Consider the following 21,468-nt stretch of genomic DNA (forward strand, 5'->3'; position numbering starts at 1 on the left):
CTGGAGTACTCTCTTGTGCTAACTTCGACGGGTTCCCGCCAATGTAGATACCTGGAGTACTCTCTTTTGCTAACTTCGACGGTTCCCCGCCAATGAAGCTACCTGGAGTACTCTCTTGTGCTAACTTCGACGGTTTCCCGCCAATGAAGCTACCTGGAGTACTCTCTTGTGCTAACTTCGACGGTTTCCCGCCAATGAAGCTACCTGGAGTACACTCTTGTGCTAACTTCGACGGTTTCCTGCCAATCTAGCTACCTGGAGTACTCTCTTGTGCTAACTTCGACGGTTTTGCGTCAATGTAGCTACCTGGAGTACTCTCTTGTGCTAACTTCGACGGGTTCCTGCCAATGTAGCTACCTGGAGTACTCTCTTGAGCTAACTTAGACGGGTTCCCGCCAATGTAGCTACCTGGAGTACTCTCTTGTGCTAACTTCGACGGTTTCCTGCCAATGTAGCTACCTGGAGTACTCTCTTGAGCTAACTTCGACGGTTCCCCGCCAATGAAGCTACCTGGAGTACACTCTTGTGCTGAACGGCTGTGCCATCAGCAATGTGTGGTACTCAGTTCCGCTCTTCCAATTAGTCCCGGCTGCGGAACTTCGCGAGAAGACGAAGAATTTCAATATACAGCCAGACGAGCGTCACCATGAGGCCGAACGCTCCGTACCATTCCATGTACTTCGGCGCGCCTTGCGCTGCGCCTTGCTCGATGAAATCGAAATCCAGCACGAGGTTCAGTGCTGCGATTACCACAATGACGAGCGAGATGCCGATGCCAAGCGGCGTGCTGTCATGCAAGTACGGCACGGTTACGCCGAACATCCCAAGAACCATGCTAACGAGGTAGACAAGCGCGATACCGCCGGTAGCTGCGAATATGCCGAGCTTGAAGTTCTCCGTGGCGCGAATGAGCCTCGTCTTGTACGCGACCAGAAGTGCGAAGAACACGCACATCGTGATGAGCGCGGCTTGCAGCGTAATGCCGTGGTACTTCGCCTCATAGCCTGCGGATAAAGCACCAAGGAAGCCGCCTTCGAGCGCCGCATAGATTGGCACTAGAAACGGCGCCGTTGTCGGCTTGAAGCTGATCACAAGCGCGAGGATAAACCCGCCGAGCGCTCCTGCCACCACTAGCGGAAGCACGTTCTGGCCTTTGAAATACATTGACCACGTAGCGAAGGCCCCGCCTAGGAGGATCGCCAGCGTAATGAACGACTTGTTGACCGTCCCGTCGATCGTCATCCGGTTCGCACTGGAATAATTACTTGTTTTCTCAAAAGTTTTGTCATTCAATGTGGGATTCCCACTGCGGCCTATCATGGTTCCATCACCTCATAGGTATAGTTGGTAGCTTGTCATCATTATAGCATTGATTTGTCTATTTCATGCCATATAAACAAAACAAGCCCCTTTCAAGAGACATTCGCATGCCTGACTTGAAAGGAGCTCGTCCTATACGAATTTAGTCGTCCAATTAAATTAATCCTGATTTGTGCAGCAGTCGCTCCATAATGGCAGCCGCTTCTGCTCTTGTAATGAACTGATCAAGGGCAAGTAGTTGTCCAGGCTTGCCGGTTACAACACTCGCTTGCACGCATGCAGCCACGCTGCTAGCCGACCAATCCGAAACGGCTTCGACATCCTTATAGCCATGAAGCGTATCGACAATATTTTGATCTGCAAGCTGATCCGTTAGTCCGGTAATTTTCATCGCTCTGGCGATCATCGTCATGGCTTGCTCACGCGTGATTGTGCCATTCGGTCTAAACATGCCGTCTTCGAAGCCTTGTACCAGCTGGCAGGCAGCTGCGGTCTTGACCGCATCGTTATACCAATCCGATTCCTTCACATCGACAAATCCCGAAGCGCCGTTCTCCAACCTCAATCCCAATCCTCGAACAAGGATTGCCGCAAATTCCGCGCGCGAAATATTGTCGTTCGGACTGAACTGATCCTCGCCCGTTCCATTGATGACCATTCTCGAACCCATATCGTTGACAGCCTGCTTCGCCCAATGGTTCGATACATCGCTGAACGTCAGAGGATGCCATACAACGGAATAAGTACTGTTGGTCAAGCTGTTAATAATCGCATAATACTTGCCATCCCGCTGCTCCACCCTAGTAGGCACATGTCGCACAATTCCATCCGGCTCTACAACGACACCAGTCGTAATTTTGCTCGGATCCACGCCTTCCGGCAATGCAATCGTTCGTTCCACATAGATGTTGAATTTAGAAACTTCAACACTTTTGTCACCCCGCCCGCTCCGTCATCCGGAGCAGGCGAGGCACCTCAAAACATGCAAATCTATTCTTCCACATTCTCCCACGAACGCGTCGGGCTCCAATTCAGCAAGCGCTGGGCGAGCGCGTTGCTGACGATCGCTTCGCGCCCCTCGAAGCGCTTCCGGCGGTCGCGCACATCGGGGTAGAATGCTTCGAGCAGTCGCTCCGTCTCCCAGTCGCTCAGCGTATCGCTGCTCGTAATGCCGAGCGACACGGCGCCGAGGCCATCGGCGACCAGTGCCGCCACCGTTGCGGAGACGGCATCATCGACATGGATGTAGCTCCACAAGGTTCTCTTGAAACGCTCAGGCTCGGCGAAGCTTTGGCGTATGGACTTCAGCTCATCCGATGTGAGGATCGTCGAGTACCGCATCGAAGAGACTTGCATCCCATTGCGACGATTGAATGTCTCCGCCGTCTGCTCGTTCACAACCTTCGACAGCCCATAGCACTCCTGCGGGATCTGCGGATGCGCTTCATCGACCGGCAGGTAATGCGGGTCGAACGCGGTCGGCGCCCAGCAGAAGCCATACGACGACTCGCTTGAACCGATGACCGCCTTCTTGATGCCTAGGATCGAAGCCGCCTCGAGCACGTTGTACGTCGAGTTCACGTTGTTTGCGAAAATATGCTCATACGCAAAGCCAGTAGGCGATGGGATCGCCGCCAAGTGTATAATCCCTTCTGCACCGTTCACCCCGCTGATTACTTGGCCGAGCTGCGATAGATCCACCGTGATCTGCTTGCAGCGCAGCTTGTCACTCCGGCGGTTATCCAGTGCAACGACCTGATAGCCTTGCCGCTGCAGCTCCTCGACGACGCGCGAACCAAGCTTGCCGCTTGCGCCTGTTACTGCGATCGTTTTCATCGTATTCGCCCCCATTCCTTCATTCCTTACGGACGCACCAGCGTCCCGTCCGCTTTACGGTCTGTCGGATACGGATAGTGATACGACGCCCGATTCCACTTCTCATCGACAAGCAGCGCCGCTTTCTCTTCATCGATATCGACGCCAAGCCCCGGCTTCTCTGACAAGTACAGGTACCCACCCTTGCGCGCAACATGCCCAGGGAAAGCCTCGCATTCCGCATCCTTGAAGTGATTAATCTCTTGAATGCCGAAGTTCCACACCGCACGGTCCAGATGCACCGCTGCCGCCTGGTTCACCGGGTCGTTCTCGCCGCCCTCCTGCCATGCGGTGCGGACGCCGAAGTTCTCGCCGAGCGCAGCAATCTTGCGGCAAGCGCTAATGCCGCCTGCCTTGGAGACGCGCACGCGGATGAAATCGATCAGCCGCTCGACGATGAGATCCGTCCATTCATGCGGATTGGCGAACAGCTCGCCGACCGCTTGCGGCGTCGTCGTCTGCTGGCGCAAATGACGGTACCAGCCGATTTGCTCCGGCGGCAGCACATCCTCCAAGAAGAACAGGCTGTACGGCTCCAGCCGCTTCGCCAGCTGTACCGCGCCAATTGGCGTCAAATGCTCATGAACATCATGCGTGAACTGAATATCGCCCCCGAACTTCACCCGCAGCTTCTCGAACATCTCCGGTATCGCATTCAAGTACGTCGGCTCACTGAATGTCGCGCCAGTCGACCAGTGCGATTCTGGCAAATTAGCCACATTATCCTTCAAGAAGCCGCCCCCGCCATATGAACCGAGCTGACAGCGGATAACAGTGTAACCTTCCTCCTTATACCGGTGCACCGCTTCCTCCAGCTCCGATTGATCTCTGCCGTCCGCATGACCATAGCACGGCACAGCCGCTCGGCATGCGCCGCCAAGCAATTGATAAACCGGCAAGCCCGCTTCCTTGCCTTTAATATCCCACAGCGCCATATCGATGCCGCCGATAGCGGTCTGCGTAATGGAGCCATGCCGCCAATAGCCGCTCTGATGCAGCGTCTGCCAAATATCCTCGATCCGGCTCGGGTCTCTCCCGATCAGAAGCGGTGCGAACAGCTGCTCCACCACCTGAACGACCGCCTCCGGATTGAAGATATCCGTCGCCGAGCCAATGCCATATAAACCGTCCTGATCCGTCGTCACCTTCACAATCGTCCAGCTGCCATCATGCCGTGTGCGAATACACTTCACGCCTGTAATTTTGGCCACCTTCGATACCTCCGAATCTCCTCATGATTCGTGACTGATCCATCTGTTGTCTCTATTGTATTCGTTTCCAAAAAACGGTTAAAGGGGTTTTGCATATAAAATCCGCGCCCCCTAAACCAGAAGGCGCGGACATTTAACCGTTATTTTTTCGATGCCAAGTAAGCGTCGATTTGCTTCTGCGCTTCCGACATGATTTTATCCAGACCGTTGTTCTTCTGCTTCTCGATGTAGTCGTTAACGGCTTTCTCGACATCCTTCACGTTACCGAATTCGATCGGCTTGTTGAACTCCTCGACCGCTTGGTCACGCTTCGCCACTTCGTTCTTGATGTTGTCTTCGGAGATGAACAGGCCGTCAACCGGCGAGTTCACGTTAACAGGCAGTGCTGCGAACTCCGCCTCGTGAACCCAGAAGTCTTTGCCGTAAGCTGGGTTTGGACGCATGAACTGCGGCTTCCACAACGCCCATTGGCCGCCCCACTCCATGTAGTTGCTCGTCGTTGTCTGCATGCCGTCCGGATAATTAGCCGCGCCGTCTTTCAGCACGTAGGTCTTGCCTTCGATACCGTATTGAACCATGTCATACAGCTGCTGGTCGGTTTCGAGCATATCCAGGAATTGCAGGACACGGTCCGCATGCTCGGAGTTGCGGTTGATCGCAACCACGTTCGCAAGCGCAGTACGGTTCACATACTTCTTGTCAGGGTAGAGCAGGGAGCTGCCCAGCTTGTAGGACGGATCTGCGAAGCCCGGATCTGCGTTGACCCATTCATGGTCGGAGTCGGTGTAGAACATTTTGCCGTTTCTCCACTGCGCTGCGCCGTCTTCCTTATCGATCATTGCGTCGCGGTTCAGGATGCCGTCGTCGTACCACTTCTTCGACATGAGTGCTGCTTCTTTGTAGAACGGCTGTTGTTCAACCGGTTGGATCTTCACAGCCGGATCGTTCAGGTAGAAGCCCATGCCATGGAAACCAAGGTCAACCCACTCATCGCGCTGCATGTAGATGCCGAGCGGCGTGGAACGGGACAGCTTATCCTTCGGATACGCTTCCTTCAGCTTGTGGAGGAACACATCCAGGTCTTCGATGGTCTTAATGGAATCCGGTGCTGGCGTTATGCCTGCTTTGTCGGTCAAATCTTGGCGCCACGCCGCATACTTCCGTTGGTTCATGCTCATTGTCCAAGGGAGGCCGACAATCTTGCCGTCTACCGTTGCAGCCGCAAGCGTGCCTTGATCCTCGTACTTCTTATACAGCGTCGGTGCGTACTTCGGCAGCAGGTCGTTCAGCGCCATGTAGGAGCCTTTTGCCGCCATTTGCTTATACGACAGCCAGTCGCCGTCGAAGTTCATATCCCATTTGTCGCCGGAAGCCGCCATAACGAGCATCTTATCCTTGAAATCGCCGAACGGAATGAAGTTGATATCGAACTTCACGTTGAGGCCCTTCGTCTTCAAATAGTCGCTGATCGCGGACCATACTTCATCCGTTGCAGCTTTCTTATCGCCGCCAAAATAAAACTTAAGCGTCACTTCCTCTTGCGCCTTGCTCGAGTTATCGGCAGCAGCATTGCTAGAGTTCGTAGTATCGGTTGTCGTCGCATTCGTGCTGTCATTCGTCGCAGTAGAGGAATTATCTGTCGTGCCGCTATTGCCTCCCGCATTATTGCTCGCGTTGTTGCCGGAATTCCCGCCGCATGCCGCCAGCAGCAGCGTGAGCGTCAATATAACCGTAAGCAGCAATGGAAGTCTGGTACGCGTCTTCTTCATCTTCTACCTCTCCCCTTGAGTCGTTGATTTATACTATCCAGCCTGAAGGGGTGATCAGTCCCTGCTAAGCCGCTATAGTCCGCTTAACCTTTCACTGCGCCAATCATGAGTCCTTGGACAAAATACCGCTGCAGGAACGGGTACAGGAATACGATAGGTCCAATGGTGACAACGGTGAGCGCCATCTTAATGGACTCCGAGGGCAATTGGGCAGCAACGCGCTGCATATCGATGGCATTGCTGGAGCTTCGCAGAAACTCGACGTTCGAGACGAGCGTCCGCAGCAGCAGCTGAAGCGGCTGATACTCCTGCTTATCGACGAACATCAGGCCGAGGAACCAGTCGTTCCAGTACCCGAGGGCGACGAACAGGCCGACCGTTGCGAGCACCGGCTTCGACAGCGGCAATATCAGCTGGTAGTAGATGCGGTATTCGCTGGCACCGTCCATTTTGGCAGATTCGTAGATATCCTCCGGGATGGACAGCAGGAAGTTGCGGATCAGAAACATATTGAACGCGCCTGCGAGCGGCGGAAGAATCATCGCGAGAATCGTGTCCTTCAGATGCAGATAGTTGACGCAGACGATGTACCATGGCACAAGTCCGCCGCTGAACAGCATCGTGATGATCACGTAGACGGATAGGATGTTCCGGTACTTAAAAGATCGTCTCGCCATCACATAGCCGCCGAGACTATTAACCAGCACAGAGAGCAGCGTCCCTACTACGGTGACGAGCAAGCTGATGCCGTATGCATCGATGATTCGGTTAGAGCCGAGCAGCAGGATTTTATAGGAAACGAGTGTGATATGCCGCGGGAACAGCGAGTAACCGTTATTAATAATATCGTTCTCCGTTGCGAGCGAGCCTGTAATAACCATAAGGAACGGCAGCAGGCAGGCGACGCTGAAGAGTGTAATGATGAGGATGATGACCGTTTGCGAGATTGAGAATCGTTTGACTGGCATTGTGCCGCCTCCTTGTTTAGAAGATCGCCGAATCTTTGTCGATTCTGCGTGCCGCCCAGTTGCTGCCCAGTACGAGGACGAAGGCGACGGTCGATTGGATGAAGCCGGCTGCGGAAGCCATGCCGATATCGCCTGATTTGCGGAGCGAGCGGTAAACGAGCGTATCGATAACGTCTGTCGTTGGATAGAGCAGCGAAGCATCGCCGACCATCGCGTAAAACATTCCGAAGTCCGCGTTCATGATCCGGCCGACCGCAAGCAGCGTCAAGATAATAATCGTCGGTCTCAGCATCGGGATGCTGATGTAGCGGATCTGCTGCCAGCGCGACGCGCCGTCGATGGAAGCGGCTTCATAATACGAGTTGTCAATGCCCGCGAGCGCCGCCAAATAAATAATGGTGCCGTACCCGGTTACTTTCCAGCGGATCGCGATCGTTAGAATAAGCGGCCATAGCCCCGGCTGGCTGTAGAAGTCAATCGGATGGAAGCCGAAGTACTCGACAATGCGGTTGATCGCGCCGTTCTCGTAGTTGAGCAGGTTGTACGTGAACACGCCGACGACGATCCAAGAGATGAAGAAGGGCAAGAACGTGATGGACTGCGTGACCCGCTTGAACACCTTATTGCGCAATTCATTGATCATCAGCGCCAGTCCGACCTCGAACACCAGACCTACTGCGATGAAGAGCGCATTCAGCAGGATCGTGTTGCGGACCGCGCGGTAAGCGGCATCCGAAGAGATCAGGTAGTCGAAGTTGTTCAGGATCGGCTTCGCCCAGGCGCTGCCGAAGATGCCTCCGTCGAAGTCATAGTTTTTGAAAGCGATGATGAGTCCGGCGAGCGGCAGGTAGTTGAAGACGAGCAGCAGCAAGCCGACGGGGAGGAACATGATATACAACGAGTGATTCCGCATGAGATCCTTGATGAATCCATTCCTTGTGCGGAAAGCAGGGGCAGCGGCAACCGGCTTCGGGACGTTCGCGTTTGCGGTTTCGCTTATCGATTTCATAGGCAGTTCCCTTTCTTGTTCGTTGTTCAATGTAATTCAAGCATAAGGGATGAAGCATTCGTAAACTATGAGCCAAACTTAAACTTTGTAGTATAAGATTAGCCTCTGCGAAAATACGAATACGAATACGAACCTTACCTCTCAGCCGCTCTCAGCCGCTCTCAACCTCTTTCAGCCTCATTCAGCCGCTCTTCGACTTCTAACGGTTGTAACAGCGCCTAATTGGCTCCAAAAGCTCTATTACATTTGCTAACGGTTATCAGCTCGCCTATTGGGTGATGTTCCACCGAGAATTGGCCATTGGGCTTCAAATAGCCGCTGTCACAACCGTTAAAATTTCAAAAGCCGCACTTTACACGGAATAGCCGCTCGGACAACCGTTAGAGCAAATCGTTGATACCCGGAGAGGCTGCATTTAGAGAAAAAGCCGGCGTTTCAGCGAAACGCCGGCCATTTGTGCCTCATTCCTCTCCTACTGACCTACCTCAGCCGGACTGCTGCTCGCCCTCCGCTTCAATAATCGGATGCCGAAGCACGATGCGCGTCCCGTTCCCGCTCGACTCGATCTGCAGCGTGTAGGCTTCGCCATACGACAGGCGCAGCCGGTCGTTCACGTTGCGCAAGCCCACGCCGCGGCGCTTGCTCCTCGCTCTCTTCGGCTGCTCGGGCAGCGACAGCTCCTGCAGCACCGCATCCGGAATGCCTGCTCCATTATCGTTCAGCTCAATGACGATATCGCCGCCTTCCCTGCGCCCGGTCAGCATAATCTTCCCTTTCTCGGGATTGCTGCGGATGCCGTGATGGATCGCGTTCTCGACGAGCGGCTGCAGCAGCAGGCGCAGGAACGGCGCATGCAGCACTTCGTCATCGATGGAGATAAGCACCCGCACGGGATTGCCGAGGCGCGCCTGCTCGATACGGACATAGGCTTTCACCTGCTCGATCTCGCGCGAAACAGTCGTAATCTCCTTGCCCTGATTGAGGCTGAGCCGCAGCAAATTGCCAAGCGACGACACCATCTCGCTGATGTCGGTCATATTGTGATACTCCGCCTTCCACCGGATCGACTCCAGCGTATTGTACAGAAAATGCGGATTGATCTGGTGGCTCAGCACCTGAAACTCCAGTTCCTTCTTCGCCCGCTCCGCCTGTGTCGATTGATCGAGCAGCTGTTGGATTTTGCCCGTCATACTATTGAAGCCGCGGTACAGCCAGCCGATCTCGTCCCTCCGGTCCGACTGCGGCAGGCCGAATTGGAACTCCCCTTGCTCCAGCTTGCGCATGGAACGGACAAGCCGGTGCAGCGGTGCCGTGAAATAGACGGTCATATAGAAAATAACGCCGATACAGCACAGCAAGTAAATGACGAGAAACAGCACCAGCAGATTATCCATCTCTTGAATCGGATGCGTCAGCTGCTCCAGCGGCGTCGTGCTGATCAGCATCCATCCTTCGCTATCCAGTCTCACATACGTGACGAGCTGCTTCTCCCCATCAATCGTGAGCGTTTCCGCCTTCTGCGGCGTTGTGCCAATCGACTGGATAAGCGGCGCGGAATGAATCAGCTTGCCGGTCAGCTCATTGTCCTTGGAATCATAGAGCACCTGCCCGCTGCGCGTCGTCAGAAACATTCGCTGCCCCTTCATCCGCTGGGAGGGCGTAATGTAGCGCTTGAGCTGATCCTCCGTCAAGTCCGCGATGACGATGCCTCTTGGAATTTGATCGTTCAGCCCCGTGAAGCGCTTGATCTTGGACAGCATCGGGCGAAAATACGTGCTCTCCCCTGGCATGAACAGATGCCAGATCGGCGTAACCGTCGTCTGCGCGCTTCTGAACCAGGCAGACTCCGTAAAGCCTTGCGGCTCATCCAGCGTACGGTAATACAGCGGATGCTGGCTTGGATTAATCGGAAATGCCCGCACCCTGAACGCGTCAACTGACGATCTATTCTGGTCAAGCAGCAGCGTCATGCCGGAGATGAACGCACTCTCATCAATAGTTGGTTTCATCGATTGCTCCATCAGCGACTGAAACTTCACATTTCCGATGATCCCGTTAATTTGATCATTGAGCTGGTTCAAATATTGATCGAGGTTCCGCTTCGATTGCAGCATGTAGTCCATCGAGAAGGATGCGTTAGCGTTGGAGATGCCTTCAACCGACTTGATATGCGCATAGTAGGCGAATAGCAGGAACGGCACGATGATGATGAGGAAGAACATGGCGATTACTTTGTTCCGCAAGGAAGCGGCCTGCTGCATGGAGTAGCTACTCATCGTTGATCCCTCTCAGCTTCCGGTACTCTTTTGGCGTATGTCCGACATTCTTCTTGAACAGCTTCGTAAAATGAACCGGATCGCGATAGCCGACCTCTTGCGACACCTGATAGATCTTGTTGCTGACGTCGCTCAGCATCTCCTTCGCCTTCTCGATGCGCACCTCGGTCAAGTACTCGAGGAACGTCTGCCGCTTCTCTTTCTTGAACAGCTTGCTCAGCCATACCGGCGTCACGTGCACCTCAAGCGATACGGTATGCAGCGTCAGATTATCCGCATAGTTGCGCTGAATGAACTTCTCCGCTTCAGAAATAATTTGGCTCTGCGGCTGCTGCACCAGCTGATTGTGCAAGTCCTCGGCAATGGCGAGCACATAGCTCTCTACCTGCACGCGCAGCGAGTCGAGCGTGTCGTACTGCTCCAGCTGATCCCAAATCGCGATCGGGTTCTTCTCCCAGCTGCGCTCCTTCCACCCTGCGGCGGCGGCTTTCTTGAATAACTCCAGCAGCCACTCGAATATTTTCTGCTGAATATCTCTGATATGGGTTGTCGACCAGGTCCGCACGAAGTCCGAAAACGCTTGCATAACCGTCCGAATTTCGTCTATCGAACCGTATCGGATCAGGTCCATCACTTCGTTCAAATTGCTAAGCGACACTTCGCAAAATTCCGCGTCGACGCCGATATCCTGCCTCACCAGCAGCCGGTTGCCGCCGTAAACCGCCTTATGCTCGAGCACGTCCGTTGCTTCCTGGAACAGTTTATGCAGCTGCTTAATGCCGCCGATCGACGAGGCGAGTCCAACGCTTACCTTGACCTTCACATAGCCATTAATCCGATCGATGCATGTAACGGCGATATCCTTAATGCGCGCAAGCTGCTCCTGCTGCATACAGCTAAGCACGATAACGAATCTGGACTTCGCATCGCAATAGAGCGCGGATGGACAGCGATAATCTTCCTCCAGCGTCTGCTTCACGACATTGCTGATGCCGAAGAGGACAAGCTCCTTCTCCTTGCGGTACAGCCTGCCTTGATCGATCGCCTTCAAATCATCGACCTCGATGATCATGAGCGCGAGATTGTGCTGCGTCAGCCATTCCAACTGCAGGTTGCCAAGTCTGTGCATCATGCGCGTTTCCCAGTACGGGTTGTACTCGTTCTCCGCAGCTTCGCGGAGCATTTCCTCCTGCATCTTCGGCAGCGCAAAATGAACCTGATTCTCCAGCAGCAGCTTGTTCTGCTTGTCAAGACGCTCCTCGCGGATTTGGCCGACCGCCTTCGTGACGACCTGCGACAGCTCGTCGATATTGATCGGCTTCAGCACGTAGTCGATGGCGCCAAGCTGCATCGCCTGCTTCACGAGATCGAAGTCGTCGTAGCCGCTGATGACGATCGACTTGCCCGAGAAGCCCCCGCGCTGGCGAAGGGATTGAATAAACTCAAGACCGGACATCCGGCTCATCTTAATGTCGGTCACAATCATGTCCGGGTTCAGTTCTTCGGTAAGCAGCAGCGCCGATTCGCCGTCGTCGGCGGTGTAGACCTCATCCAGGTCGATGCTGAAATCCGACCATGGGAAGCGCAGCCGCAGTCCTTCCCGGATTTCCTTCTCATCATCCACAATCAGCACGCGATACATCGTTCTCATCACCCTTTTTTACCGAGTCTATTGCCTGGTCCATCCCATTCTATCGTTTGATTTTCGAGGGGGCAATGAGGGGATATTGTCTTTCCTAGGCAATTCTAGACGAATCGTATGGAAGGATTTCGACGGTCATCAAAAATTTCCCTTCTGGGACAAAATGAATCACAATTCCCCTATCATCAGCGCACAACCTTCTCTTTACCGGAGATTTGAGGAGTTGCTATTCTCTTCGTGTAAGGATTTTGTAAGCTCTTCATGTGAGAACAAAAGGTTAGGAATGAATTTCAGACAAACAAGGAGGAAGATTGATGAGAAAGTGGTTTTCGCTTGTTCTCGCATTTGCGCTTCTTTGGTCAGTCATTCTGTACCACCAGGAAACAACCTCAGCAGCTGCGGGGGACATTACGCTGACGTCGGTCGCCGATACCGATACGCAGAGCGACGTCGCGGCAGGCACGAATGCAACGCTGAATGTGAGCCAGTGGAATAACATCTTCACCAAATTTTCGTTAAGCGGCGTTGGGAGCTCGATTGCGAGCGCGAAGCTGCGAATCTACCATCCGACGCATGCGGCCAATCATAATCTGATTGTCAGCGGCGCTTCGACGGAGAGCTGGAGCGAGGGCGGGGCGAAGCCGAGCCTTGGCACGCAGATTGCCAGCGCGGCGGTCTCCGCCGTCGGCTATGTGGAGATTGACGTGACGGCAGCTGTGCAAAGCAAGCTCAGCGCTTCGTCATCGTCCGTCACGCTCGGCTTGAGCACGAACCTCGGCTCGTGGGAGGTGTATTCGTCCCGCGAGAGCACGAATAAGCCGCAGCTAGTGATTACGCCGAGCACGACCTCGTCGACGCTGAATCCGGTTGCGGATACGGATACCCAGAGCGACGTGGCGGCGGGTACGAACGCGACGCTGAACGTAAGCCAGTGGAATAATATGTTCACGAAATTTTCGTTGAGCGGTGTCGGGTCTTCGGTTACGAGTGCGAAGCTGCGAATCTACCATTCGACGCATGCGGTCAATCATAATCTGATTGTCAGCGGCGCCTCGACGGAGAGCTGGAGCGAAGGCGGCACGAAGCCAAGCCTTGGTTCGCAGATTGCGAGCAAAGCCGTCTCGGCCGTCGGTTACGTGGAGTTCGACGTAACGTCAGCCGTTCAGAGCAAGCTGACAGCCGGCTCGTCGTCCGTGACGTTCGGCTTCAGCTCGAATATCGGCTCCTGGGAAGTGTACGCCTCACGAGAGAGCAGCAACAAGCCGGAGCTCATCATTAATGGCGGTACCGGGGGAACTGGCGGCGATGGCGGTACGGGAGGCAATGGAGGGTCCGGCACGATGAAAATCGGCACGAACTTCTGGTTCATGGGCACATGGAGCGGCGAAACGCCGTTCAAGTCGAACGTCGATTGGGCGAATGCTTATGCCAGCGGCACCGACGTGTGGAACCCGACTTTCATCAGCGAGCTTGCGCCTTACTCGGTGCTTCGCTTCATGGACTGGGGCGGCACGAACAATTCCAAAGTGCAGACCTGGTCGCAGCGCCGATTGCCGACCGATCCGGTCAACAGCGATATCGGCTATATCGGGCCTAGCGATCCGATCCGCGCGGGGCTTGCTTACGAGTGGATGATCGACCTGTGCAACCGGACGAACAAGGACATGTGGGTCACCCTGCCGCATATGACCGATGACAACTATGCGAATCAGCTGGCGACACTGGTCAAAACGAAGCTCAATTCGAATCTGAAAGTGTACGTCGAGTACTCCAATGAAACGTGGAACGGCGGCTTCAGCCAATTCCAATATACGCTTGACCAAGGCATTGCCCTCGGCCTGCCGGGCTCGAACCAATGGTATCAAGGCGGCGCGTTCAGCCTGTACAGATCCGTTCACATCTGGAACGAGTTCGCGAACGTGTTCGGCACGCAGATGGCTTCTCGCGTTATGCGGGTAGCATCGTTCAGCGGCAACTATGATATTTTTGACCAAGGCTATGCGAATGTGGTGAACAGCACGACATGGAATCCGACGAATCAGAAGGCGGACATGATTGCGATCGCGCCTTATGTCGGCAACGGTCTCGACGGCGCAAGCCCGACGATTCAAAGCCAGTTCCATCAAGAGATCGACAACACGTTCAATGATCGTGTCCTGACGGCAGTTGCGATTGCGCAGAAGTATAACGTCAAGCTCGGAACCTATGAAGGCGGGCAGCATCTGCTGAACCACGCCGACCAATGGAGCGCGAATCAGAACATCTACACCGAGTACACGTACATGCTGAACAAGTTCGCGCCGTACTTCGTGCTGTTCAATCACTACACGAACGCCGGCACATGGGCCTCCGATGGCGCATGGGGCGCGAAGCAGTTCACCGGCCAAGCGAGCTCGGCCGCGCCGAAGTATCGCGCGATCGCCGATTGGGTCGCAGCGCATCCTTGATCGGTTTTGAAGAGGAAGAAGCCTTCCGCCCCTTGGGGGTGGAAGGCTTTTTATGCTCTAACGGGCTCTACAGTCTCTATTCGGCGTAAATATCGTGCTCTGGAATTTTAACGGACTCCAGAGACGTTATTCAGCTAGACCAGGCGATTTGGTGCAAAAAAGTGGGCATTAGCGGCGCTGGTGTCCGTTACTTTCTCTGAAGCACTATTTCTGGCGAAATAAGGTCACTAGAGTCCGTTAAAAGTTATCCGCGCTACCTTTACCCGCTATCCGCCAAACGCAATCCGATAACCGTCTACATCCTCTATCGTAAACTCGCTGAAGAAGTCATTCAGGTCCGGTCCTCTTACGATCGGAATGTTCTTCTCTCTTATCTCCTCCAGCAACTGACGAACGTCCCCATAACAGAACGCATCGAAATAAAGTCCGCCTTGAACGGAGGAGTTCGGTCGTACATCCTGCGGATTAACGGCTTCATGAAGAATGAAAGCCACTTGATCCCGTTTCATATGGACATGCTGAACATCCGGGCCGCCAACTAATTCGTACTGGAATCCAAGCTCCTTGTAAAACTGGGTGGAACGCTCCAAATCTCGCACTAGCAATACCATTGTTGGACCTGCAATAGCTGTTTTGCTCATACTGGGAAATCCTCCCTATTCGCATTTGATATTATCATAGAGTTTTTCTTTCCTAAGCACAATCGGAATTATCGCTGCTTAACGAGAAACGCCGACCCATGCAGGCCGACGCTCCTAAGCTATTTATTTGTTCTTCCCGTTGCCATTCCCATTGCCGTTACCGTTGCTGTTGCCATTGCCTTTGGTCGTCTTTGCCGTGATGCTCGCCGGCTCCGAGTTGTTTCCCGCCGCGTCCTTGGCAATGACGGTGAAGGTGTAGGAAGTATTATACGCAAGCCCTGACACATCAAACGTCGTCGCTGTCACATTATCAGCAAGGACAACATTTCCTTGCTTAACGATATATCCCGTCACGCCATCGGCCTGTGATGCTGCGTTCCAGGACAAGGTGAGGGTTGTTGATCCAATTGCAGACGCTGCAAGGCCTGTCGGAGCAGACGGCGCCACCGTATCGATTGGCGCTGCGCCTGGCAGCACAATTGCTTCGGCTAGCGGTGACTTCTCCTGCAAATTGTTCCACAGCTCTACTTTGGCCGTGTAGCCCGCTGTATTCGCTGGCAGTGTAAAGCCGCCTGTGAAGGTGTCGCTCTCGCCATCCTTCATCGTCTTCGAAGCGAAAGATAACGATACGACTTCGCCGTTCGGATCGTACAATACAACCGCTACTGTTACGGGCTGATTTGCACCTTGTCTAGTCACCGACACATCCGCCGTCAACAAGCCGCCTGCAGGAAGCTCGGTAACCTCGCCACCGTTTGCGCCCTTGAAATGAACAGCATCAACTACGAATTCATACGGCTGAGGCTCAGGATCTGTTACAACTTCATCTGGCGAAATTTCAGCCAGCTGCACATCGTCAATCAGCAGATCAACGCTCGCTGCCGACTTCCAGATGAACACGTTCGCTCCTGCCACACTCGCCCCAGTCGTGAACGTTACTTCTTTCTTCGTCCAGCTCGTGCTGTCGAAGGTGAGGAAATACTTGATCTGATCCTCGTCCGGCGACGTCTCTGTCGGTCTGTATTGGAAGCCCGCATCCGCGCTGCCGTCCACAAGCGCACCGCTTACTTTGCCCCACATCGTCAGCTTATAGCTCGTGTTCGGCTTCACGGTGACGTACTGACCGCCGCCGCCTGCTCCGCCCGCCGCTACTTTGAACGACTGCAAGCCTGTATGCCCTTCCGGCGCTGCTGCCGCATTCGACCAGTTCATCCAGCCGTCCATGCCGCCTTCGAACCCGCCGTTGCTTACAATTGGCGGTACCTCAGCTAGTGAAATATCGTCCACGAACAGATCGACGTTCGTTGCTGCTTTCCAGATGAATACATTCGCCGAAGCAGCGCCGTCACCTGTCGTGAAAGTCACTTCCTTCTGCGTCCAATCCGTACCCGTAAACTCGAGAATATGCTTGATTTGATCCTCATCCGGCGAAGTCTCGGTCGGACGATACTGTACGCCAACCGCAGCGTTGCCGCCTTCCGGCGTGCCGCTAACTTTGCCCCATGCGGAGAACTTGTATGTCGTGTTCGGCTTCAAGATGATAAACTGACCGCCGCCGCCAGCTGCACCAGAAGCGACATGGAATGACTTGGTCCCGCCGTGACTGTCCGTTCCGACCAGCGCACCTGACCAGTTCAACCAGTTATCGAGTCCCGCTTCAAAATTACCGTTAACGAGCAGCGGAATATCCGTCGTTACGGGCAGCGTCAATCCGTCATGCGTATCATCCCACACCACATTGCCCATCCACGTCAGGTTTGTCGGCTTCGAACCGTCCGTATGATCGATTTCCCAGCCTGCTCCCTGCGTAGTCGTCTCCTTCTTCGTCAAGTCGAAGTCGGAACCGCCGTCCTCACTGCCCCAAGACCATACGATTCGGCCAACGCCGCGTGGTACGGTTGCATTAAACATCGCTGCAGTTGCGCTTGTCGTCGCATTATTCGATGCGCCATATTCGCCAACGATAACCGCCAGCCCCTTCTCGGCCGCTGTATCCAAGTACGCATTCAGCCGTTTCAAGCCGTCCATCCACGTGTCGTACATATGAAGCGAGAAGACGATATTGCTGTATTTCCCGGTAAAATAGGGCCCGTTCGTCAGAATCGCGCTGTCATTCGATTGATTCTTGAAGCCGCCCTCTTGCCCGAAGTTATGGCCGTCCAGCACGATGATGTTCTGTGCGCCTGTGCTGCGGATGGCCGTAATAATCGCATCATGCACTTCCTTCCAGCGTGCGGAGGACGCGTCGACGCTTAATCCGCCAAGGCCAGGCTCGTTCATCAGGTTGAACCATACGTACGGGTTGTCCTTATACTTGTTCGCCAGATCGACCCAGTACGCCGAAATTTCAGCGAGCGACATCGAGTAGCTGCCGTCGCTGTTCGTAATCCCTGCAGCAGCAGGATAGCTGCCGGTAAAATCATGATCCTCGATCATCGTCACGACATGACGGGAAGTGAACGTTGCAACGATCGCGTCCAGATCCATGTTGCCCGCAATGTTCCAATTCTCCATCTTCGGGAACATATTGACGCGAACGGTATTGAATTTCCACACGTTCGTAATCAGATCCGCGTCTTGAATCGTATCGCGCAGCCAAGGCCAGCGCGGACCGTTCACGTTAACGCCGCACGTTATCGAAATCTACGATCGCACTGCGCGTTCCGATCCCGATTCGACCCGCATTGAACGTGCTGTCGCTCAGATGATCGATGATCGTTGTAACCGTGCTGCCTTGCCGTGCGTAAACCGAAATCGTGCCATTATCGACAACGACCTGCAGCGTTGTCACTGCTTTGCTCAGCGGGTAGTTAACTCCATTGGCGATCGTCGTGTCCACGCCGTTTACTTTTTTGACCAACTCGACGTTCGATTCCGCCGTATCGTTCTTATTGCCAATAATCAGTTCATACCCATTGTTGTCATCTTGTATGTTAAACAGCATACGCGTCGCGTTCCAGTTGCCGGATGATGCAGATGCCTTTACATCCGCGCTGAAGGAGTACGGACCCGTAAACGTCTCTCCGCCATAAATCGCTTGCTCGTGATAGTTCGCCCAGTCCCCAATATGAAGTGCGCCGCCCGAGACAGAGCCTGTGCTCGAAATCGCCCAATCTGCTGGAGTCGTACCACTGAAGTCTTCCTCGTAGAGTACAGCCGCTTCCGCATTGGCAGCGTTTGCAAGAAACGGCAAGGAGCCAGAGCCAGAGCCAGCAAAGCTAAAAGCAGTGACTAGCATAACCAGGAGCACAATCTTCGAAATCTTTTTAAGCATCCCCATTTTGCACCAATCCTCTCTTAATCACTCGCGAATGCTCTAATTATAGGAGAGAGTATCCGGCAGCATAATGAGGGAGTTGTTGCTCCTTCGTATGAAAGCTGTCTGTTCTAACGAGAACCGCCGATGCTCACATGACAATTTTCGCTTTAGCTCTGACGAACATGCTTTGGCAATTTGCCGGTTTGCTGCTTATAGAACTTGCTGAAATATTTCTCGTCCAGAAATCCCGTCATCTCCGCGATTTGGTAGACCGGTTCATTCGTCGTCTCCAGCAGCTGCGTCGCCCGCTCCACTCGCAGATCGTTCAGCAAATCCTGGAACGGCTTGCCCACGTACTGCTTGAAGCATCGGCTCAGATAGCTGCGGTTCAGATTAACCTTCTTCGCAACCTCCGTCTGGTTCATGCTTGCCTGCAAATCTTGCGAAACCATCCCGATCGCGCGCAAAATGCCAATGCACACATCCTCCGTCAGCTCATGATGCCGCAGCGCAATCCGAATGCCGCCGAGCCATTCCGCCCACTGCTGCCAGAACAGAAACTGTTCGCACTCCCGGTACCAGCCCGCTGCGCCGGGTATCGCATCGAGGTGCCGCCATAGCGCAACTGTCGAACGCACATCAGCCATCCACAGCTTCACGTTCGGGCGGTGCAGATTAACCTTTTGCAGCATGGAGTGGAATGCTTCGTCGTTATAGATCCAATAGAACGAGCGCCATTGCTGCCTTAGCAGCGCAAGTGCCGTCTCGTCTTCCTGGCTGCGCGTCTCTAACGTGCCCCAGTCCACCTCGTACCCCGTCTTGTCATAGCCGAATTCGTAAAAAAGCCGCTCATCGCGGTATCGTGTCAACAGTTGTACCGTCGTTCTCTCCGTCACTTGGCGAATGCCGCGAATGAGCACGACGATCCACTGATTGTGGTCGATCTCCGAATAGATGGACGCTTCCTGTTGATAGGGCTCCAGCATATCCGCTTGCCGCACATAGATGCCTTGCTGCGGAATGACAAGGATTGAATTCTCGCCGACTGGCTCGATGAGTCGCATCGGCAGTGCCCAATCCACGGCTGGGCGAACCGGAGTCAGAAACAACGCCCAAGGCTCCGCCGCCTCCCGCTTCTGGTCAAGCACGGCTACGGAGCGATACTCTTCCGTATGTATGCGTTCGATGACACGCTCGATCGACTTGTTCAACGTATCGTCCTCGAGCTCTGTTTTCACAATATAATCAATGGCGCCAAGTCGGACGGCCTCTTGAATAAGTTGAAATTCCCGGTGGCAGGTCAGGACGACGATCCAGGTGCCGAGATGCTTGAGCCGTACCTGCTTAATGAGTTCAAATCCGTTCATGACCGGCATCGTCAGATCGGTAATGACCAGATTCACCTCGCTGCCTTTCATGAAAGCGAGCGCCTTCTCGCCGTTCTCCGCTTCGCCGACAATTTCGACGTCATGCTCCTGCCATGGAATGGTATGAATGAGACATTTTCGCACAAAATAATCGTCGTCTACGATGAGTGCCTTCATCATATGGAATGGATCTCTCCCCTCTCGCCAAGGTACGAACGCCGATTCTCACTCTTCTAACTATACCTGCTTCCCGGCTCAAAATAAGCGGAAAACTGTTCCGAATCCATTGAATTTTGTCTGATCTTCCGGGTTTGTTTACCCGTGCTGCCAAAAGCGTTAAAATGGTTACGTCACGAGATTATATGAATAGCGAGGTACTGAAGCCATGAATCAAGAAACGATGGAACTGATGAAGACACTAACCGAATTTCAAGCGGCATCCGGATTCGAGCGTGAGCTTAGAGGCTTTGTACGCGGTGAAATTGAGAAATATACGAGCGAGATTGTAACCGACAGACTCGGCAGTATCTTTGGCGTTATGCGCGGCGACGAGAGCGGTCCGGTTATTATGGCGGCAGGCCATCTGGACGAAGTCGGCTTCATGATTACGGGCATTACCGAGAACGGCATGCTCAAATTCCAGACGCTTGGCGGCTGGTTCAGTCAAGTGCTGCCGGCGCAGCGCATCCAAGTGATGACGGATAACGGCCCGATCGTCGGCATTATCGGCACGACGCCCGTGCATCTGCTCGACGAAGCAGCGCGCGGCAAGCCGCTTGATGTGAAGGGCATGTACATCGACATCGGCGCAGACAGCCGCCAGCATGCCGAAGAGGTTGGCGTGCGCATCGGTCAGCAGGCCGTTCCGTATTGTGAGTTCACGCCGCTGGCGAACCCGAAGAAGATTATGGCCAAAGCCTGGGATAACCGCTACGGCGTCGGACTTGCCATTGAGCTGCTGAAAGAGCTGAAAGGCAAGCAGCTGCCGAACGTGCTCTACTCCGGCGCAACGGTACAGGAAGAGCTCGGCCTTCGCGGCGCGAAGACGGCTTCCTCGATGATTAAGCCGGACCTGTTCTTCGCCATGGATGCGAGCGCGGCGAACGATATGAACGGCGACAAGTCGCAGTTCGGCCAGATTGGCCGCGGCGCGCTCCTGCGTATTTACGATCCAACGATGCTGACGCACCGCGGCATGGTGGAGTATGTGAAGGATATGGCGGATACGCACAAAATCCCTTACCAATACTTCGTCTCGCAAGGCGGTACGGACGCTGGCGCGGTACATACGCAAGGCAGTGGCATTCCGTCGACTGTTATCGGCGTGTGCGCACGATACATCCATACGTCCGCATCCGTGCTCCACACGGACGACTACGATGCAGCGAAAGAGCTGCTCGTGAAGCTCGTCGAGAAATGCGACCGGACGACGTATCAGACGATTATTGACCGTGCTTAATGCGCACGGGAGGAGCAGTGACCTTGGGGTCACTGCTCTTTTGTTTAGTTGGGTAGGTGCGCCTTCACTCTCCCTTAGCTCCCAGCCAAAATAGGCTCATTTGATCGCAATAGCGTGCCTGAGGTTCCTTAGAGTTTTGAAACGAGCGGTTTTGGCCAAATAGTGTTATTGGGGTTCCTTAGCGTGAAAACGGGGAGGCAAGTGAGTAGACAGCGAGCAGGCAAT

15 protein-coding genes are annotated in these 21,468 nt (G+C 54.1%); 2 read left to right on the forward strand and 13 right to left on the reverse strand.

The genetic code is table 11. From position 1 onward, the window contains the following. Positions 1-579: 579 nt before the first annotated feature. The 9 genes from A8990_RS12835 to A8990_RS12875 all read right to left on the reverse strand — a co-directional run bounded on the left by A8990_RS12835 (position 580) and on the right by A8990_RS12875 (position 12,070). Complete coding sequence (locus A8990_RS12835) at positions 580-1,320, reverse strand: Bax inhibitor-1/YccA family protein (RefSeq protein ID WP_116189440.1); 741 nt, start codon at positions 1,318-1,320, stop codon at positions 580-582. Positions 1,321-1,474: 154 nt separating this feature from the next. Beyond that, positions 1,475-2,221, reverse strand: coding sequence for an S-layer homology domain-containing protein (locus A8990_RS12840; RefSeq protein ID WP_245995994.1), 747 nt, complete (start codon positions 2,219-2,221; stop codon positions 1,475-1,477). Positions 2,222-2,310: 89 nt separating this feature from the next. Next, complete coding sequence (locus tag A8990_RS12845; protein WP_116189514.1) at positions 2,311-3,156, reverse strand: NAD-dependent epimerase/dehydratase family protein; 846 nt, start codon at positions 3,154-3,156, stop codon at positions 2,311-2,313. 26 nt (positions 3,157-3,182) lie between these two features. Continuing rightward, on the reverse strand, positions 3,183-4,406 hold the full coding sequence (locus A8990_RS12850) for an enolase C-terminal domain-like protein (protein WP_116189442.1): 1,224 nt from the start codon (positions 4,404-4,406) through the stop codon (positions 3,183-3,185). Between the two features lie 140 nt (positions 4,407-4,546). Continuing rightward, complete coding sequence (locus tag A8990_RS12855) at positions 4,547-6,175, reverse strand: extracellular solute-binding protein (protein ID WP_116189443.1); 1,629 nt, start codon at positions 6,173-6,175, stop codon at positions 4,547-4,549. Between the two features lie 83 nt (positions 6,176-6,258). Then, positions 6,259-7,143: a carbohydrate ABC transporter permease gene (locus A8990_RS12860; protein ID WP_116189444.1), complete on the reverse strand. Its 885-nt coding sequence runs from the start codon at positions 7,141-7,143 to the stop codon at positions 6,259-6,261. A 16-nt stretch (positions 7,144-7,159) separates the two neighbouring features. Continuing rightward, positions 7,160-8,152: an ABC transporter permease gene (locus tag A8990_RS12865; protein WP_116189445.1), complete on the reverse strand. Its 993-nt coding sequence runs from the start codon at positions 8,150-8,152 to the stop codon at positions 7,160-7,162. 485 nt (positions 8,153-8,637) lie between these two features. Next, positions 8,638-10,428, reverse strand: coding sequence for a cache domain-containing sensor histidine kinase (locus A8990_RS12870; protein WP_116189446.1), 1,791 nt, complete (start codon positions 10,426-10,428; stop codon positions 8,638-8,640). Continuing rightward, the gene (locus A8990_RS12875) at positions 10,421-12,070 is read right to left on the reverse strand and encodes a response regulator (RefSeq protein WP_116189447.1); all 1,650 of its coding nucleotides are present in this window, start codon (positions 12,068-12,070) and stop codon (positions 10,421-10,423) included. Before A8990_RS12875 ends, A8990_RS12870 begins: the two co-directional genes overlap by 8 nt. A 314-nt stretch (positions 12,071-12,384) precedes the next feature. Here A8990_RS12875 and A8990_RS12880 point away from each other — a divergent pair, with 314 nt between their 5' ends. Then, positions 12,385-14,517 carry a CBM96 family carbohydrate-binding protein gene (locus A8990_RS12880; protein WP_116189448.1) on the forward strand — a complete coding sequence of 711 codons (2,133 nt, stop codon included), beginning with the start codon at positions 12,385-12,387 and terminating at the stop codon, positions 14,515-14,517. 266 nt (positions 14,518-14,783) lie between these two features. On the opposite strand, the gene A8990_RS12885 is transcribed toward A8990_RS12880, so the two are convergent. The 4 genes from A8990_RS12885 to A8990_RS12900 all read right to left on the reverse strand — a co-directional run bounded on the left by A8990_RS12885 (position 14,784) and on the right by A8990_RS12900 (position 19,964). After that, the gene (locus A8990_RS12885; protein ID WP_116189449.1) at positions 14,784-15,158 is read right to left on the reverse strand and encodes a VOC family protein; all 375 of its coding nucleotides are present in this window, start codon (positions 15,156-15,158) and stop codon (positions 14,784-14,786) included. A 123-nt stretch (positions 15,159-15,281) separates the two neighbouring features. Beyond that, complete coding sequence (locus A8990_RS12890) at positions 15,282-17,777, reverse strand: cellulase family glycosylhydrolase (protein WP_116189450.1); 2,496 nt, start codon at positions 17,775-17,777, stop codon at positions 15,282-15,284. 1 nt (position 17,778) lies between these two features. Then, on the reverse strand, positions 17,779-18,432 hold the full coding sequence (locus A8990_RS12895; protein ID WP_181909551.1) for a hypothetical protein: 654 nt from the start codon (positions 18,430-18,432) through the stop codon (positions 17,779-17,781). A gap of 152 nt (positions 18,433-18,584) precedes the next feature. Next, positions 18,585-19,964 carry a response regulator gene (locus A8990_RS12900; protein WP_116189452.1) on the reverse strand — a complete coding sequence of 460 codons (1,380 nt, stop codon included), beginning with the start codon at positions 19,962-19,964 and terminating at the stop codon, positions 18,585-18,587. 205 nt (positions 19,965-20,169) lie between these two features. Here A8990_RS12900 and A8990_RS12905 point away from each other — a divergent pair, with 205 nt between their 5' ends. Further along, positions 20,170-21,243: a M42 family metallopeptidase gene (locus A8990_RS12905; protein WP_116189453.1), complete on the forward strand. Its 1,074-nt coding sequence runs from the start codon at positions 20,170-20,172 to the stop codon at positions 21,241-21,243. Positions 21,244-21,468 lie beyond the last annotated feature (225 nt).

This window comes from Paenibacillus taihuensis, from assembly GCF_003386535.1.
Classification (GTDB): Bacteria; Bacillota; Bacilli; order Paenibacillales; family Paenibacillaceae; genus Paenibacillus_Z; species Paenibacillus_Z taihuensis.

What these genes read in the sequence shown, in the direction of transcription:
- A8990_RS12835 (WP_116189440.1), bottom strand. Translation starts at nt 1,320, where the DNA reads ATGATAGGCCGCAGTGGGAATCCCACATTGAATGACAAAACTTTTGAG.
- A8990_RS12845 (WP_116189514.1), bottom strand. Translation starts at nt 3,156, where the DNA reads ATGAAAACGATCGCAGTAACAGGCGCAAGCGGCAAGCTTGGTTCGCGC.
- A8990_RS12855 (WP_116189443.1), bottom strand. Translation starts at nt 6,175, where the DNA reads ATGAAGAAGACGCGTACCAGACTTCCATTGCTGCTTACGGTTATATTG.
- A8990_RS12860 (WP_116189444.1), bottom strand. Translation starts at nt 7,143, where the DNA reads ATGCCAGTCAAACGATTCTCAATCTCGCAAACGGTCATCATCCTCATC.
- A8990_RS12865 (WP_116189445.1), bottom strand. Translation starts at nt 8,152, where the DNA reads ATGAAATCGATAAGCGAAACCGCAAACGCGAACGTCCCGAAGCCGGTT.
- A8990_RS12870 (WP_116189446.1), bottom strand. Translation starts at nt 10,428, where the DNA reads ATGAGTAGCTACTCCATGCAGCAGGCCGCTTCCTTGCGGAACAAAGTA.
- A8990_RS12875 (WP_116189447.1), bottom strand. Translation starts at nt 12,070, where the DNA reads ATGTATCGCGTGCTGATTGTGGATGATGAGAAGGAAATCCGGGAAGGA.
- A8990_RS12880 (WP_116189448.1), top strand. Translation starts at nt 12,385, where the DNA reads ATGAGAAAGTGGTTTTCGCTTGTTCTCGCATTTGCGCTTCTTTGGTCA.
- A8990_RS12885 (WP_116189449.1), bottom strand. Translation starts at nt 15,158, where the DNA reads ATGAGCAAAACAGCTATTGCAGGTCCAACAATGGTATTGCTAGTGCGA.
- A8990_RS12895 (WP_181909551.1), bottom strand. Translation starts at nt 18,432, where the DNA reads ATGCTTAAAAAGATTTCGAAGATTGTGCTCCTGGTTATGCTAGTCACT.
- A8990_RS12900 (WP_116189452.1), bottom strand. Translation starts at nt 19,964, where the DNA reads ATGATGAAGGCACTCATCGTAGACGACGATTATTTTGTGCGAAAATGT.
- A8990_RS12905 (WP_116189453.1), top strand. Translation starts at nt 20,170, where the DNA reads ATGAATCAAGAAACGATGGAACTGATGAAGACACTAACCGAATTTCAA.